Source organism: Zoogloea oleivorans, from assembly GCF_008107625.1.
Classification (GTDB): Bacteria; Pseudomonadota; Gammaproteobacteria; order Burkholderiales; family Rhodocyclaceae; genus Zoogloea; species Zoogloea oleivorans.
The window spans coordinates 1-13,705 of record NZ_SDKK01000005.1; the positions used below are offsets into that span (position 1 = coordinate 1).

Below are 13,705 nucleotides of genomic sequence, written 5' to 3' on the forward strand. Positions count from 1 at the left end.
AAATGCCTCGACTTTGAAACTCCAGCAGAGGTATTTGCGAGGGAAATCATGAACTTTCAACCCGGTGTTGCACTTCAGACTTGAAACCGCCCGGCGTTATCTGGTTCTGCAAGATATTTACAAAGCGCGGGAAGAATCCCGCTGCCTTGAAAGTCGACTATTTCATTTACCAAGGACTTGTGACCATCCGCGGATCTTCCGCCGACGCCATGACTTTCGACGAAAGATTCGCCCTTTGAAGCGAGTAGTGCTTTAGTCGCGTTTAGGAAGCAGTAGTAAGAGGTGAGTGGTGCGGACAACTCTGAAAGCGCTGCAGACGCCTTGAAAAAATGTTTTGCTTGCTCCCAATAGAAGAGCGCGTCCTTTTGATGATGGCGCTTAAGCCAGAGAGAAACAAAATCCCACGGGTCAGAGCAGAGGACGCGCTGAGTTCTGAAATCCGGGGCCATCAGGCACCCGTGAAGACGAACAGCCTTACCTGCGATGTGTAGTTTGTGCGCGGACATGAGTATTTCTAATTTTTTTTCTGGAAGCAGTCTTACCGCATAACATCAGAGTGCTTGACAACATGTCATGTAAGTTACTGTTTAAAAGTGAAAACTACACACCACGCAAAATAACATGACAGAACAAGCAGCAGCCGACGGCATAGCGAAACGATCCGGTCTAGATGGCACATAGATGGATAACATATCGCTTCACCCGCATGGCCGCTCTCTAGATCTCGCAGCGACTGACCGCATCTGGCCGACTACCGCCCCTCGGATAGACAAATTTCGATCCAAAGCGGCAGTTCATGCCTGAGTAAAGCGGACGTTCAACTTGGAGTTGAGGCGCCTGCGCGGCTCTTCGCATAGGCGCCTCGAACGTAGGGTTATTCCTTGGTGCCAAGTTGGTCAAAGCCCACCAATACCGATGAGCTAATCGATTCAAACTGCCATCGAGGGGGATTCGTTCTATCGGACGCGTACTCATCGAGCTTTGCCTTAAGTAGATCGAGATTGGGAACACCCAAGAGCGACAAGGTGCGCGATAAATAGGTCTTCGACGTGGACCTTGCGAACAGCTCAAATGGCCCGTAGTGCCGGGTCGCGTAAAGCAGCGTCTCTGGCCACCATCTATCGTAGCTATCTGTGTTCGTTAAGTCGGCTCGGAGAAAGCAAACAAAATCCGACTGCATAACATGCCGGAACTGTACGCCAGAAGTCTTTGAACGTTGTTCAAGTAGGTCTGCCCTTATCGAGAGACGATTGCTCTTTAGTCGTTGGTTTCGAATCTCCAAGGACTTCATGTACTCGCGGAAGGCTGTATAGCTCACCGTTGCATTCTTGCCGTAATCAGAGTTGCTTGGAACATAGTACGACTGGGACAATAGGTATGTGGCGGATTCAATGTGCTCGCTGCGTAGGAGAACCGCAATAACATAGAGAAACATCTCATGGACTATGAATTTGAAGTTGTCGAAATCTGTCTCGCTCCACCGATTGACATGAGGTGGCCGTGAAAGGTACGGCAATATGGATTCAAAGAACCTATGAATGCGCGACACATACGCCTGCGGGTCTGTGTACTGTGCAAGTGCTGTGATGATCTGAATCAGTTCGTTGCGTGATGGAGTGAAATCCTCAATTGACTTCACTATTCGATCATCCATTTCGCTTTCGTCATCGGAAATGCGAAATCGTTCGAGGTGTTCGGAGAAGAGTGAAAGGTACTCGTCTAGGGCGCCACGTACGTAGCCTTTGTCGGCCTTTACACCCTCAATAACCCGTTTAGCGAGAGCGCTGGTTCCCAAGGCTGGTGCATCTGGTTCGATGATGAATGATGGTGGTTTTCCTATTTCTGGCTTCAGGTATAACGGCTTGTCGAAAATCCAGCGCAAGAGCTTCTCGAAGTTCTCTGCGTAACGATCGCTTTCGCTAAGGTCAACGTAGATACGTGACTTGTAGTACGTGGGTAAGCAGGGCTTGCCTGCATCGTTCTTTTCCGCGATGACTGCGACGAACTTATCTTGAGACTGCTTCGCGTAGACCTCCGCAGAAATGATCTGGGTTTCAGTTCCAACGCCGCCTGCCCTACCATCAGCCTTGCTTGCGTAAACCTGATCGCATACGAGGATGACTTTCGAGATAGATGAGTCAGTGACCATCTTTTCCATGAAAGCGATGGAGTCGTGGCCTTCGCGCAAATCCCACTTATCTAGGACAACATCTACGCCACTGTTTACTAGCTCTGTCGCAAGATCAACGACCCACTGTTCGTGTTCGGATGTTGACCAGCTGTAGGAAATAAATAGACGGGGTGGCGAACTCATACAGGGCGTACCTCAAAGGTATAACGTAAAGTGGACGTCATTTTTTCAGGGTTTTTCGGACTCGTGACAATAACTTGTCGGCCTTATTGGTGTAGTCCACTGTTATTAAATTCGAGTTTCGGAGGCTGTCAGTCAGCGTCCAGCATTAAATAATCCGTCAAATCCTGCAATCACTCAAATGTGCCAATAACATTGCACGGCTGCTTTCGGGCAATTTGAGCATTGGCCGCTTCTGGCCGAAACTCGCCGGTCTGATTAGTCTGTTGCAAGCTGAGCGCATGACGATAGGGGGCTTCCGGTTTTGCTCACCTCTTCTCCATTGATTTTCCCGCACGAAGGTGTGCGTTGGGAAGATCGTTCACCAGATAATAGTGAGCCAGATCCATCTGCTAAATCTTGGTCATCGTGCGTTGCGGCTGGCTTGTTGGCGCTAAGGTTAGCCAGTGGGCTTTGCCTATGTTGTTCAGATAGTCCGAGGGATGCTGTACATGTTACTGCGCTCATCGCCTGCCCGATAAGACAGGTGCTTTACACAAGCGATGTGACCAATTACCGGACCTGCCATTCAACCAGACCCTCATCCCAGATGAAGCAACGGCGACCCAACCCCCAGTCGCCGTTGCTTCTATCCCATCCAGCCCCCGCTTCCGCAGAGGCCAGCCCATCTCTCTGACTAAACCCCTTCCGCAGCCCTTGCCACCCGCGGCCGGGATTTGCGTTCGGACTTCTTCTTCAGCCCCAGCGCCGCCACTTGGTCCGAGTCCGCGCCGTAGAGGGCTTTGACCTGGCTTTTCACGCCGAGGATGAGGTCGTGGAAGTTCCACTGGATGGCGACGAGGGCGTCGCGGGCGGCGGCGGCGGCGTTTTGGGCGTGGAGTTCGGCTTCCTGGGCGATGCGGAGTTGTTCGTGCAGGGCGCCGACGGCTTCAAGGGCGTAGGCGTTGTCGTAGGGCTTGTAGCCGTTGATGGCCTTGAGGGCGAGGTAGGTGTCGATGTCGGCCTGCAGGTTTTGTGCGGGCATGCGGTTCTTGAGTGTGTTGGCCATGAGTTCTCCGTGACGGGGTACGTTTCGTTTCGGGGTGCTATGGCCGTAAATATTACCTATGATTATTGATATAGGGCAAGCGTGAAGTGTGTTGTTTCTTGCCATATGTTTGTTTTGGCGCGCCGTATAAGGGTTTTGACGCGTCGGAAGTGTCTTCCGATAGTCTGTAACTCGATTGTGGGGCGTCGGAAATGAGTTCATGACTATCGTATATGTGTTGCGATAGTTGTGAAGTGTGTTGCGAGGCGTCGGAATCGTGTTGGGGGCTATCGGAATTGAGTTCCGATGGGGCTGAAGGGGGTTTGTCGGACTGAAGTCCGACCCACAGGGGGGGGAGGGGTGTTACAGGAGTTTGGCGAAGGCTTCGGCGGGCATGGGGCGGCCGAAGTAGTAGCCTTGGGCGTAGTCGCAGCCCAGCAGGTCGAGGTCGTGGGCGATGTCGGCGGTTTCAACGCCTTCGGCGAGGACGGCGATCTTGAGGCTCTTGGCCATCTGGATGACGGCGCGGACGATGGCGCCGGCGTCGGGGTCGGTGGGCAGGTCGCGGATGAAGGATTGGTCGATCTTGAGCTTTTCGACGGCGAAGCGGCGCAGGTAGGCGAGGCTGGAGTAGCCGGTGCCGAAGTCGTCGATGGCCAGGCGCAGGCCCATGCCGTGCAGTTGGCGCACGGTGGCAAGGACGTGTTCGGTGTCTTTCATGAGCACCGATTCGGTGATTTCGAGTTCGATGTGGGCGGGGTTGACGCCGCTTGCGGCGAGGGCGTTGCGGATGGTGGCAACGAGGTCGCCGCGGGTGAACTGGATGGGCGACAGGTTGATGGCCATGATCAGGTGGCCGTGGCCGGCGTCGTGCCAGGCGCGGGCCTGGCGGCAGGCTTCGTTGAGGACCCATTCGCCGAGCTGGACGATGAGGCCGGTGTCTTCGGCGACGGGGATGAAGAGGCCGGGGGGCTGCATGCCGAGTTCGGGGCAGTTCCAGCGCACCAGGGCTTCGGCGCCGACGATGCTGTTGTTGGCGAGGTCGATGAGGGGCTGGTAGTGGAGGATGAATTCGTTGCGGTCGAGGGCGCGGTGCAGGCGGTTCTGGATGTCGAGGCGGGCGACGGCGTCCTCGTTCATTTGCTGGGAGTAGTAGCGGAAGGTGTTTCGGCCGGACTCCTTGGCGTGGTACATGGCCGCGTCGGCGTTTTTGGCGAGGATGTCGAAGTCGATGCCGTCTTCGGGGTACACGGCGATGCCGACGGAGCAGGAGATGGTCATGTCCTGTCCGGCGACGGAGCAGGGTTTGCCGAGGGTTCGCATCATCTTTTCGACGATGGGGGCGATGTCGTCGCTGTCGTGGATGTCGGTGAGGAGGACGAGGAATTCATCGCCGCCCTGACGGCTGACGGTGTCGGTGTCGCGGGTGGTGAGGCGCAGGCGGTCGGCAACGGTTTGCAGCAGGGTGTCGCCCACCGGGTGGCCGAGGCTGTCGTTGATGTGCTTGAAGTGGTCGAGGTCGAGCAGCAGCAGGGCGACCTTGTTGTGGGCGCGCTCGGCGTGGGCGAAGGCTTGTTCGGCGCGGTCGCGCAGCAGGAAGCGGTTGGGCAGGCGGGTGAGGATGTCGTGGCGGGCGAGGAAGTCGATGCGTTCTTCGGCGGCCTTGCGTTCGCTCAGGTCGGAGAAGATGGCGACGTACTTGAGCGGTTCGCCGGCGTTGTTGCGTACCACCGAGATGGACAGCCACTGGGGAAAGATCTCGCCGTTCTTGCGGCGGTTCCAGGCTTCGCCGCTCCAGTGGCCGGTGTTGAACAGTTCTTCGCGCAGTTGTTCGCGAAACTCGGCGTTGTGGTGCGAGGCGGAGACTAGGGGCGGGCTGGTGCCGATGATTTCGTCGGCGCTGTAGCCGGTAACGCTGGTGAAGGCACGATTGACCGAGATGATCCGGTTGTCGGCGTCGGTGATCATGATCGCTTCGAGGGTGTCGCTGAACACCGTGGCGGCAAGCTGCAGTTCGGCTTGCTGCTGGAGCGAGGTGGCCTTGCTGGCCTCGGTGATGAAATTCAGGGTGTGCTGCCCGATCAGTTGGTCGGCCGTGTAGCCCAACAGGCGGCACATGGCGTCATTCACTTCCACGACGCGGTGCGCATTGTCGACGATGAGAACGCCATGGGTGGCGCTGGCGATGACGTGCCGACGCAGGGCCTCCCGTTCTTGCGAGGTGTCGTCGGAGGCGGGAGCGGAGTGTGGCGGAGAATCCATGACCGGGGGAGGAAAAGCTTCCCCGGTTTATCGGCTTGGGATTTTGAAACTTGAACGGGATGCTTTCCGCCCTAGATCTGATAGTCATCCGGGCTGCAGCTGTGCAGGCGCGCTTCTTCCTGGGTCCGCTTGGCCAGTGTCAGCGTCGCCCAGAACGTGCTGCCCTCTCCGGGGGTGCTGTTGCAGCCCGCGTCGCCCCCCATCAAGTGCGCCAGCTTCTTCACGATGGCCAGGCCGACCCCGGTTCCACCGTAACGGCGGGTGTTCGAGTTGTCGGCTTGCTCGAAGTGTTCAAAGAGCCGGGGGATGTCTTTCGCGGCGATGCCGATCCCCTCGTCTTTTACCGAGATGCGAATCTGTACGTAACCGGCTTCGTCATGGATCAGTTCGACCCGGATGCGTATCGTGCCCTTTTCCGAAAAGGTGATGGCGTTATTGCAGAAGCAGGCCAAGATGGTCGTGATGTGGTCGGCGGCACCATAGAGCGGTGAGGGCAGTTCGGCCACCGTGTGCTCGATGTGAAGCCCCTTGGTGCTTGCCCGGACCACCGCCAGGGCGACGGCGTCGTCCACCAACTGCACAACATTGACCGGCGCCAGACGAACCGAGGCCGATCCTGCTTCCAGGTCGACCAGCGTCAAGATGCCGCTGATCACCGCGTCGAGCCGCTTGACGGCGGCGTCGAGCATGACCGTGCGTCGCTGCTGTTTCTCGTTGGTGACGTCGCGCCGGAACATGCTTGCCACGCCTGCTATCTGGTGCAGGGGTGTGCGCATCTCGTGGGACATGTTGCCCAGGAAGAGTGTCTTCGCCCGGTTTGCCGCTTCGGCACGCTCTTTTGCGTCGGCCAGTTCGCGCATCAGGTGTTTGCGATGGGCGATGTCTTCCACCACCGCCGATGTGAACTTCACGGTGCCGTTTTCATTTCGCACCACATGCGAGGAGACGTGCACCCAAATCGTCCGGCCGTCCTTTCTGATAATCCGTTTCTCGATTTCCCGGGTATCGGCGTCCCCTTGCTCCACACTGTGAATCTGCGCCTGTTCGGCCTCGGCATCGTCGGGGTGAGTCATCTCGGAGGGCGTCATCCGTCCGATCAACTCGTCTGGCGAATACCCCGTGATTTCGCAATAGCGGTCATTGACGAGCTCAAAACGACCAGAGGCATCAAGCTGCACCGCGCCCACCGCCATGGTGTTGAAGTAGGCCCGAAACTGTTCGTGCTTTGCCTCGATCTGTTTGTCCGCCAAGCGGCTGGCGGCGTCCTTTTCTTCGCGGAGATCCTGGAATGCGCGCTTGCGGCGCTGACTCACATGCAGGGTGAGCAGGGTGCCGATGACGCCGATGGCGTACAGCCCTCCCAGCGTGATTGCGGAGCGCCGCCAGTCGGCAAAGACGGTTTCTGCGTCTCGGCTCACGGCAATGACCAGGGGGTTGTCGGCCTCGCCGGAAGTGGGATAAACGGTGTGGATTGCGACAAGCCGCAGATCCCGCGTGACCGTGGCATGGTCAATGGCGAAGCTGGATGGCGCACCACTCCTCAGATGCCGGAGGAACATCGAGTCGGGACGGACCGTGAGATCCCGCCCCCGGATGTCTGGTGAAGTCTGGGTGCTGTAAATAATGCGTCCATTGCCGTGCGCAACCGACAGGCGCATGTCTGGGGAGTACTGCAACGACTTCAGCAGTACGCCGAAGTAATCCGGATCGATGATTGCGAGCAGGTAGCCATTGAACTTCCCCGCGCGGTTTTGCAGCCCCTTGCCCAGCGCAATGGTGTAGCGACCCAGCGGGGAGGTGAAGGGGGTGGAGACATGGAGTATTGCGGGGTTGTTGCATTCGCTGAGCGCCTTGTAACGGTCGCCGCCCCGGAAGTTTCGACCAATCAGACTGGGCTGACTGCTGGCCACGACATCGCCCTGAGCATTGACGTACAGCAAGGCGCTGACGCCCATGAGCGACTCGGACAGGATCTTCATGCGGTGGGACAGGCGTTCCGAGCCGATCTGGCTTTGCGCCAGATCGTCGGCGTCCTCTCCGACTGCATTGAGCATGCTGGCGCTGGTACGCAACTGCTCACCGATGTTGCTGTTCAGTGCCGAGGCCAGGGAGGTGAGGCGATCGGTCTCCCGCTGTTCGATCTGCCGGTGGTCAGCATAAAGCTCAGCCCCAAGCAGCGAACCGATAACGAGCAGCGCCGATGCGCCGATGGCGACAATGCGTAACACGGTACCCCCCTGGCTTTGAAGATGCTTCGATCGTCACGCAAGCACACCGGCACCATCCCGGGGCTGCCCAAAAGTCAGGACATGACCACAGGTGGTGCCGTGTTAATAGTTCCGGCGCAATTTTTTCGGGGTCAGCGGCCGAGGCCGAGGCGCTCGCACAGGGCGATGGTGGGGGCTGCCTGGTTCATGCTGTAGAAGTGCAGGCCGGGGGCGCCGGCAGCAATCAGCTTGGCACACAGCTCGCTGACCACGTCGAGGCCGAAGGCCTTGATGGAATCGCTGTCGTCGCCGAAGGCTTCGAACTTGCGACGCATCCAGCGCGGGATTTCGGCGCCACAGGCATCCGAGAAGCGTGCCAGCTTGGAGAACGACACGATCGGCATGATGCCCGGCACGATGGGCACGTTGACGCCGAGGGCTGCACATTCGTCACGGAAGTGCAGGTAGGCGTCGAGGTTGTAGAAGTACTGGGTGATCGCCGAGTTGGCGCCGGCATCCACCTTGCGCTTGAAGGCGAGCAGGTCGTCCTTCGGGCTCTTGGCCTGGGGGTGGTATTCGGGGTAGGCGGCGACTTCGATGTGGAAGTGATCGCCGGTTTCGGCCCGGATGAATTCGACCAGTTCGTTGGCGTAGCGCAGCTCGCCGGGGTCACCGACGCCGGAGGGCAGGTCGCCGCGCAGGGCGACGATGCGGCGGATGCCTTCGGTCTTGTAGCGGGCGAGGATCTCGCGCACGTGTTCGCGGGTCGAGCCGATGCACGACAGGTGCGGCGCAGCCTGGTGGCCTTCGCGCTGAATCTCGAAGACGGTCTCGAAGGTGCGGGCCTGCGTGGAGCCGCCGGCGCCGAAGGTCACCGAGAAGAACTCGGGCTTCAGTTCGGCCAGTTTGGCCCGCGTGGCGCGCAGCTTTTCGACGCCCTCGGAGGTTTGCGGCGGGAAGAATTCGATGGAGAAGGGGGTCTTGTTCGACACGGGATGTCCTTGCTGGCGACCCCGCCTGCACTGGCGCGCAGGCGGGGTCGTGCCGCTTAGTAGCGGTATTGGTCGGCCTTGTAGGGGCCTTGCTTGGGCACGCCGATGTAGGCGGCCTGCTCGTCGGTCAGCTCGGAGAGCTGGGCGTTGAGCTTCTTGAGCTGCAGGCGGGCCACCTTCTCGTCCAGATGCTTGGGCAGCGTGTACACGCCCACCGGGTAGTCGGCGGTACGGGTGTACAGCTCGATCTGGGCGATGGTCTGGTTGGCGAAGGAGGACGACATCACGTAGGACGGGTGACCGGTGCCGCAGCCGAGGTTAACCAGGCGACCCTTGGCCAGCAGGATGATGCGCTTGCCGTCCGGGAAGATGATGTGGTCGACCTGGGGCTTGATCTCTTCCCACTGGTACTGCTCGATCGAGGCGACGTCGATTTCGTTGTCGAAGTGGCCGATGTTGCAGACGATGGCCTGGTCCTTCATGGCGGCCATGTGGTCATGGGTGATGACGTGGAAGTTGCCGGTGGTGGTGACGAAGATGTCGGCCTTGTCGGCGGCGTACTCCATCGTGACCACGCGGTAGCCTTCCATGGCGGCTTGCAGGGCGCAGATCGGGTCGATTTCGGTGACCCACACCTGGGCCGACAGGGCACGCATGGCCTGGGCGGAACCCTTGCCCACGTCGCCGTAGCCGGCAATGACGGCAACCTTGCCGGCGATCATCACGTCGGTGGCGCGCTTGATGCCATCGACCAGCGATTCGCGGCAGCCATACAGGTTGTCGAACTTGGACTTGGTGACCGAGTCGTTGACGTTGATGGCCGGGAACTTGAGTTCGCCGCGCTGGTGCATCTGGTACAGGCGATGCACGCCGGTGGTGGTTTCTTCGGTGACGCCCTTGACGGCGGCCAGACGCACGGAATACCAGGTCGGGTCGATGGCCAGCTTGGCCTTGATGGCGGCGAAGAGGATGGTTTCTTCTTCGGAGCTGGGGCTGGCGATGACGGACAGGTCCTTCTCGGCGCGGGCCCCCAGGTGCAGCAGCAGGGTCGCGTCGCCGCCGTCGTCGAGGATCATGTTGGTGTAGCCACCATCGGTCCATTCGAAGATGCGGTGGGTGTAGTCCCAGTAGTCGGTGAGGGATTCACCCTTGACGGCGAAGACCGGGATGTTCTGCGCGGCAATGGCGGCGGCGGCGTGGTCTTGCGTCGAGAAGATGTTGCACGAGGCCCAGCGCACTTCGGCGCCGAGGGCGGTGAGCGTCTCGATCAGCACGGCGGTCTGGATGGTCATGTGCAGCGAGCCGGTGATGCGCGCGCCCTTGAGGGGCTGGGCAGCCGCGAACTCGTCGCGAATGGCCATCAGGCCGGGCATCTCGGTTTCGGCGATGCGGATTTCCTTGCGGCCCCAGTCAGACAGGGACAGGTCGGCGATGACGTAATCGGTGAACTTTTCAGCCACAGCGTTCATGAGATTTCCTCGAACTTGTGGCCGGGATCTGGGGTAGTACGGGTGGGCTCACCACGTCTCCCCGTGCCCGGCACGGGTTTGCAAACAAAGCATGGACGGGTGAGCGCAGTTGCTGGTGCCGGTGGAGTTGCCTCCGGTGGCACTGACATCGAGCCTGGGACACGGCGGGCATTGCACCCGGCGGCCTTGCAGCGCTCCTCGAAGCAGGACGGCGATTATATCGGATCGAGGCCGGGATTCTTGAGAATTTCCTGCACCCTGTAGGTCGGACTTCAGTCCGACAGCCCCGCTATATGTTCAGTAAATCTTCGGTTCGCCGGGCGGACGGGTCTTGAAGCGGCGGTGCACCCAGTAGTACTGGGCCGGCATGGTGCGGATGCGTTCTTCGAGAAAGGCGTTCATGCGGCGGGCGTCGCCTTCGACGCTGTCACCGGGGAAGTCGGTCCACGGTTGGCCCAGCTCCACCACGTAACCTTGCCCGCCCGGCAGCATGCGGGTGATGCACGGCACCACCACGGCACCGCCCAGCTTGGCGAAGCGTGGCAGGGCGGCGAGGGTGGCGGCCTGCACGCCAAAGAAAGGCACGAACACCGATTCGTTGGGGCCGTTGTCCATGTCCGGCAGGTAGTAAAAGGGCCGGCAGTCCTTCATGGCCTTGATCGAGGCGCGAATGCTTTCGTCGCGGCGCAGCAGGATCTGGCTGCCGAAGCGGCTGCGTCCGTGGAGCAGCCAGTGGTCGATGACCGGGTCTTTCTGGCGGGCGTAGATGCTGACGCAGTCGAAGGAGGCGGCCAGCCGCGTGCCGCCGAGGTCGAGGCCAAGGAAGTGCGGGGTGAGGAGGATGACCGGCTGGCCGTCGTCGATGAGCTTTTGCAGCATGGCTTCGCCTTCGACACGCACGAGGCGGCGGATGCGTGCTTCGGGGGCAAACCAGGCGAGGCCGCGTTCGATGAGGCTGCGGCCGGCGAGGGCGAAGTGTTCTTTCGCCAGCTGGCGGCGTTCGCCGTCGGAGAGTTCGGGGAAGCACAGACGCAGGTTGGTCAGCACCACCCGACGGCGCGGAAAGATGATTCCGTACAACAGCAGGCCCAGGCCGCGGCCGATGGAGGCTTGCACGGACAGCGGCAGCCAGTGGAGCAGCCACAGCAGGGCAACGATGATTCGGCTCATTCCTGGTTTTCTCGGGTAGTGGGCGCGGGAGGTGCGCCGGAGGGGCGTTTGTAGCGGTTGTAGCCCCACAGGTACTGGGCCGGGTTCTCGCGGATCTGCGCTTCCATCTCGCGGTTGATGGCGGCGGCGCGGGCGTTGGTATCCCCTTCCAGCGGCTGCAGGGGTGGGCGCAGATGGAGGTGAAAACCCTGCCCGCCGGGGAGGCGCTCGGCCCACGCGAAAATCGTGGTGACGCCAGGCAGCTCGGTCAGGCGGGCCCCGAGGGTCATGGTGTAGGCGGGCCGTCCGAAGAAGGGCAGCCAGGCGCCTTCGCCGCCGCCGGGCACCTGGTCGGGCAGCATGCCCACGGCTTCCCGGGCACGCAGGGCCTTGATGAGGCGGCGCACGCCGCCCGTGTCGGCCGGCGCCAGGCGCATGTTGCCGCGACTGCGGCCGGCGTTGATGAGCGGCTGCAGGACGGCTTTCTTGGGGGCTCGATAGAGCACGGTGATCGGCTTGTGGCTGGAAAAGAACTGCGCGCTGATCTCGAAGCAGCCCAGGTGGGGGGTGATGAAGACGATGCCGCCGTCCCGCACTTCGGCCGCTTCGACGTGTTCCCAGCCACTGACCTTGACCACCTTTTTGAAGAGTTCATGTTGCGGGCGCAGTAGCACCCACGGCAGTTCGAGTGCCTGCTTGCCGGTCTCGCCGACTGCCTGGCGCCACACCTTGCTGGCGGTGTCGGCACCGAGGGCTTGCTCAAGGTTGGCGCGCAGGCGCCGTCGATACGTGGGTGACAGGGCGTAGGTGAGCCAGCCGGCGATAAAGCCGCAGCGTTGCAGAAGGCCAAGCGGAAGGCGGGCCAGCAGGGAGAAAATGAATGACACCATCGACAATTGGGGCAGGCCGAATTGACGGCCGGGGGCGCGAAGCTATAATTGTGATTCCGCCGAGTTAATCCGACAACTTGCAGGGCGGGGGCGGTTCGCAGCTTAGCTGCGGATGGGCCTAAAAAGTACTGCTAAAGCGTCGCCGCTCCGAAGATCCCCAGAGACGGCAACGCCGCCACAACTGGGGATTTTTGTTTTTTGTAGGAGCGTTTCATGGCCCGTGAATTCCTTTTTACCTCTGAGTCCGTCTCCGAAGGCCATCCCGACAAGGTCGCCGACCAGATCTCCGATGCGGTGCTGGACGCCATTCTCGCCCAGGACCCGCGTGGCCGGGTGGCTTGCGAGACGCTGGTGTCCACCGGCCTGGTGGTGATTTCCGGTGAAATTACCACCAATGCCGATATCAACTACATGGATATCGCCCGCGCTACCGTGAAGCGCATCGGTTACGACGACTCCGACATCGGTTTCGACTACAAGAGCTGCGCGGTGCTCACCGCCATCAACCGCCAGTCTTCCGACATCGCCCAGGGTGTGAATGAAGGCGAAGGCCTCGACCTCGACCAGGGCGCCGGCGACCAGGGTTTGATGTTCGGTTACGCGACCAACGAGACGCCGAGCCTGATGCCCTTCCCGATCTACTACGCCCACCGCATCATGCAGCGTCAGGCGGAAGTGCGTAAGGACGGCCGTTTGCCGTGGCTGCGTCCGGACGCCAAGAGCCAGCTGACCGTGAAGTACGTGGACGGCAAGCCGGTGGCGATCGACACCGTGGTGGTGTCCACCCAGCACCATCCGGATGTCTCCCACGCCCAGCTGTCCGAGGCGGTGATCGAGGAGATCATCAAGCCGGTGCTGCCGAAGGACATGCTGACGGCCAGCACCCGCTTCCTGATCAACCCGACCGGCCGTTTTGTCATCGGCGGCCCGAACGGCGACTGTGGCCTCACCGGGCGCAAGATCATCGTCGACACCTACGGCGGTGCGGCGCACCACGGTGGTGGGGCGTTCTCGGGCAAGGATCCGTCGAAGGTGGACCGCTCGGCGGCCTACGCCGGCCGTTACGTGGCGAAGAACATCGTGGCCGCCGGCCTGGCCGACAAGTGCGAAGTACAGGTGGCCTACGCCATCGGCGTCGCCAAGCCGGTGAGCCTGATGGTCGAGACCTTTGGTACCGGCAAGGTGTCCGACGAGAAGATCGTTGCGCTGATCCAGGCCCACTTCGACCTGCGCCCGAAGGCCATCATCGCCAGCCTCGACCTGCTGCGTCCGATCTACTCCCGCACCGCGGCTTACGGCCACTTTGGTCGTGACGAAGCGGACTTCACCTGGGAGAACACCGACAAGGCGGCTGCGTTGCGCGCTGACGCCGGGCTCTAAGCGCCGGCCGCTGCCCCT

General features: G+C 60.6%; 11 protein-coding genes and 1 riboswitch. Of the genes, 2 read left to right on the top strand and 9 right to left on the bottom strand.

The genetic code is table 11. The features are described from left to right. Window positions 1-74: 74 nt before the first annotated feature. The 5 genes from ETQ85_RS06035 to ETQ85_RS06055 all read right to left on the bottom strand — a co-directional run bounded on the left by ETQ85_RS06035 (window position 75) and on the right by ETQ85_RS06055 (window position 7,696). On the bottom strand, window positions 75-506 hold the full coding sequence (locus ETQ85_RS06035; RefSeq protein ID WP_148578157.1) for a YaaC family protein: 432 nt from the start codon (window positions 504-506) through the stop codon (window positions 75-77). A gap of 368 nt (window positions 507-874) precedes the next feature. Then, the gene (locus ETQ85_RS06040; protein WP_148578158.1) at window positions 875-2,314 is read right to left on the bottom strand and encodes an SEFIR domain-containing protein; all 1,440 of its coding nucleotides are present in this window, start codon (window positions 2,312-2,314) and stop codon (window positions 875-877) included. Window positions 2,315-2,987: 673 nt separating this feature from the next. Continuing rightward, window positions 2,988-3,359, bottom strand: a complete 372-nt coding sequence (locus ETQ85_RS06045) for a hypothetical protein (protein ID WP_148578159.1) — start codon at window positions 3,357-3,359, stop codon at window positions 2,988-2,990. Window positions 3,360-3,701: 342 nt separating this feature from the next. Then, a complete protein-coding gene (locus tag ETQ85_RS06050; protein ID WP_148578160.1) occupies window positions 3,702-5,600 on the bottom strand; it encodes a putative bifunctional diguanylate cyclase/phosphodiesterase in 1,899 nt (632 codons plus the stop codon). A gap of 71 nt (window positions 5,601-5,671) precedes the next feature. Next, window positions 5,672-7,696, bottom strand: coding sequence for a PAS domain S-box protein (locus ETQ85_RS06055; RefSeq protein ID WP_342781948.1), 2,025 nt, complete (start codon window positions 7,694-7,696; stop codon window positions 5,672-5,674). On the opposite strand from ETQ85_RS06055, the gene ETQ85_RS26575 reads away from it, so the two are divergent. Continuing rightward, window positions 7,583-7,825, top strand: coding sequence for a hypothetical protein (locus ETQ85_RS26575; RefSeq protein ID WP_222862083.1), 243 nt, complete (start codon window positions 7,583-7,585; stop codon window positions 7,823-7,825). The genes ETQ85_RS06055 and ETQ85_RS26575 overlap by 114 nt on opposite strands. A gap of 134 nt (window positions 7,826-7,959) precedes the next feature. On the opposite strand, the gene metF is transcribed toward ETQ85_RS26575, so the two are convergent. The 4 genes from metF to ETQ85_RS06075 all read right to left on the bottom strand — a co-directional run bounded on the left by metF (window position 7,960) and on the right by ETQ85_RS06075 (window position 12,307). Then, window positions 7,960-8,799, bottom strand: a complete 840-nt coding sequence (gene metF / locus ETQ85_RS06060) for a methylenetetrahydrofolate reductase [NAD(P)H] (RefSeq protein ID WP_148578162.1) — start codon at window positions 8,797-8,799, stop codon at window positions 7,960-7,962. A gap of 56 nt (window positions 8,800-8,855) precedes the next feature. Beyond that, on the bottom strand, window positions 8,856-10,268 hold the full coding sequence (gene ahcY, locus ETQ85_RS06065) for an adenosylhomocysteinase (RefSeq protein ID WP_148578163.1): 1,413 nt from the start codon (window positions 10,266-10,268) through the stop codon (window positions 8,856-8,858). A 94-nt stretch (window positions 10,269-10,362) separates the two neighbouring features. Beyond that, window positions 10,363-10,474: riboswitch (S-adenosyl-L-homocysteine riboswitch) on the bottom strand. 91 nt (window positions 10,475-10,565) lie between these two features. Then, window positions 10,566-11,438, bottom strand: coding sequence for an LpxL/LpxP family acyltransferase (locus tag ETQ85_RS06070; RefSeq protein WP_148578164.1), 873 nt, complete (start codon window positions 11,436-11,438; stop codon window positions 10,566-10,568). After that, a complete protein-coding gene (locus tag ETQ85_RS06075) occupies window positions 11,435-12,307 on the bottom strand; it encodes a lysophospholipid acyltransferase family protein (RefSeq protein WP_148578165.1) in 873 nt (290 codons plus the stop codon). Before ETQ85_RS06075 ends, ETQ85_RS06070 begins: the two co-directional genes overlap by 4 nt. 213 nt (window positions 12,308-12,520) lie before the next feature. Here ETQ85_RS06075 and metK point away from each other — a divergent pair, with 213 nt between their 5' ends. Next, a complete protein-coding gene (gene metK / locus ETQ85_RS06080; protein WP_148578166.1) occupies window positions 12,521-13,687 on the top strand; it encodes a methionine adenosyltransferase in 1,167 nt (388 codons plus the stop codon). The last annotated feature ends 18 nt before the right edge of the window (window positions 13,688-13,705 follow it).

Excerpts from the sequence above, each read along its gene's own strand:
- ETQ85_RS06045 (WP_148578159.1), bottom strand. The coding sequence starts at position 3,359 with ATGGCCAACACACTCAAGAACCGCATGCCCGCACAAAACCTGCAGGCC.
- metK (WP_148578166.1), top strand. The coding sequence starts at position 12,521 with ATGGCCCGTGAATTCCTTTTTACCTCTGAGTCCGTCTCCGAAGGCCAT.
- ETQ85_RS06075 (WP_148578165.1), bottom strand. The coding sequence starts at position 12,307 with ATGGTGTCATTCATTTTCTCCCTGCTGGCCCGCCTTCCGCTTGGCCTT.
- ETQ85_RS06050 (WP_148578160.1), bottom strand. The coding sequence starts at position 5,600 with ATGGATTCTCCGCCACACTCCGCTCCCGCCTCCGACGACACCTCGCAA.
- ETQ85_RS06070 (WP_148578164.1), bottom strand. The coding sequence starts at position 11,438 with ATGAGCCGAATCATCGTTGCCCTGCTGTGGCTGCTCCACTGGCTGCCG.
- ahcY (WP_148578163.1), bottom strand. The coding sequence starts at position 10,268 with ATGAACGCTGTGGCTGAAAAGTTCACCGATTACGTCATCGCCGACCTG.
- ETQ85_RS06035 (WP_148578157.1), bottom strand. The coding sequence starts at position 506 with ATGTCCGCGCACAAACTACACATCGCAGGTAAGGCTGTTCGTCTTCAC.
- ETQ85_RS06040 (WP_148578158.1), bottom strand. The coding sequence starts at position 2,314 with ATGAGTTCGCCACCCCGTCTATTTATTTCCTACAGCTGGTCAACATCC.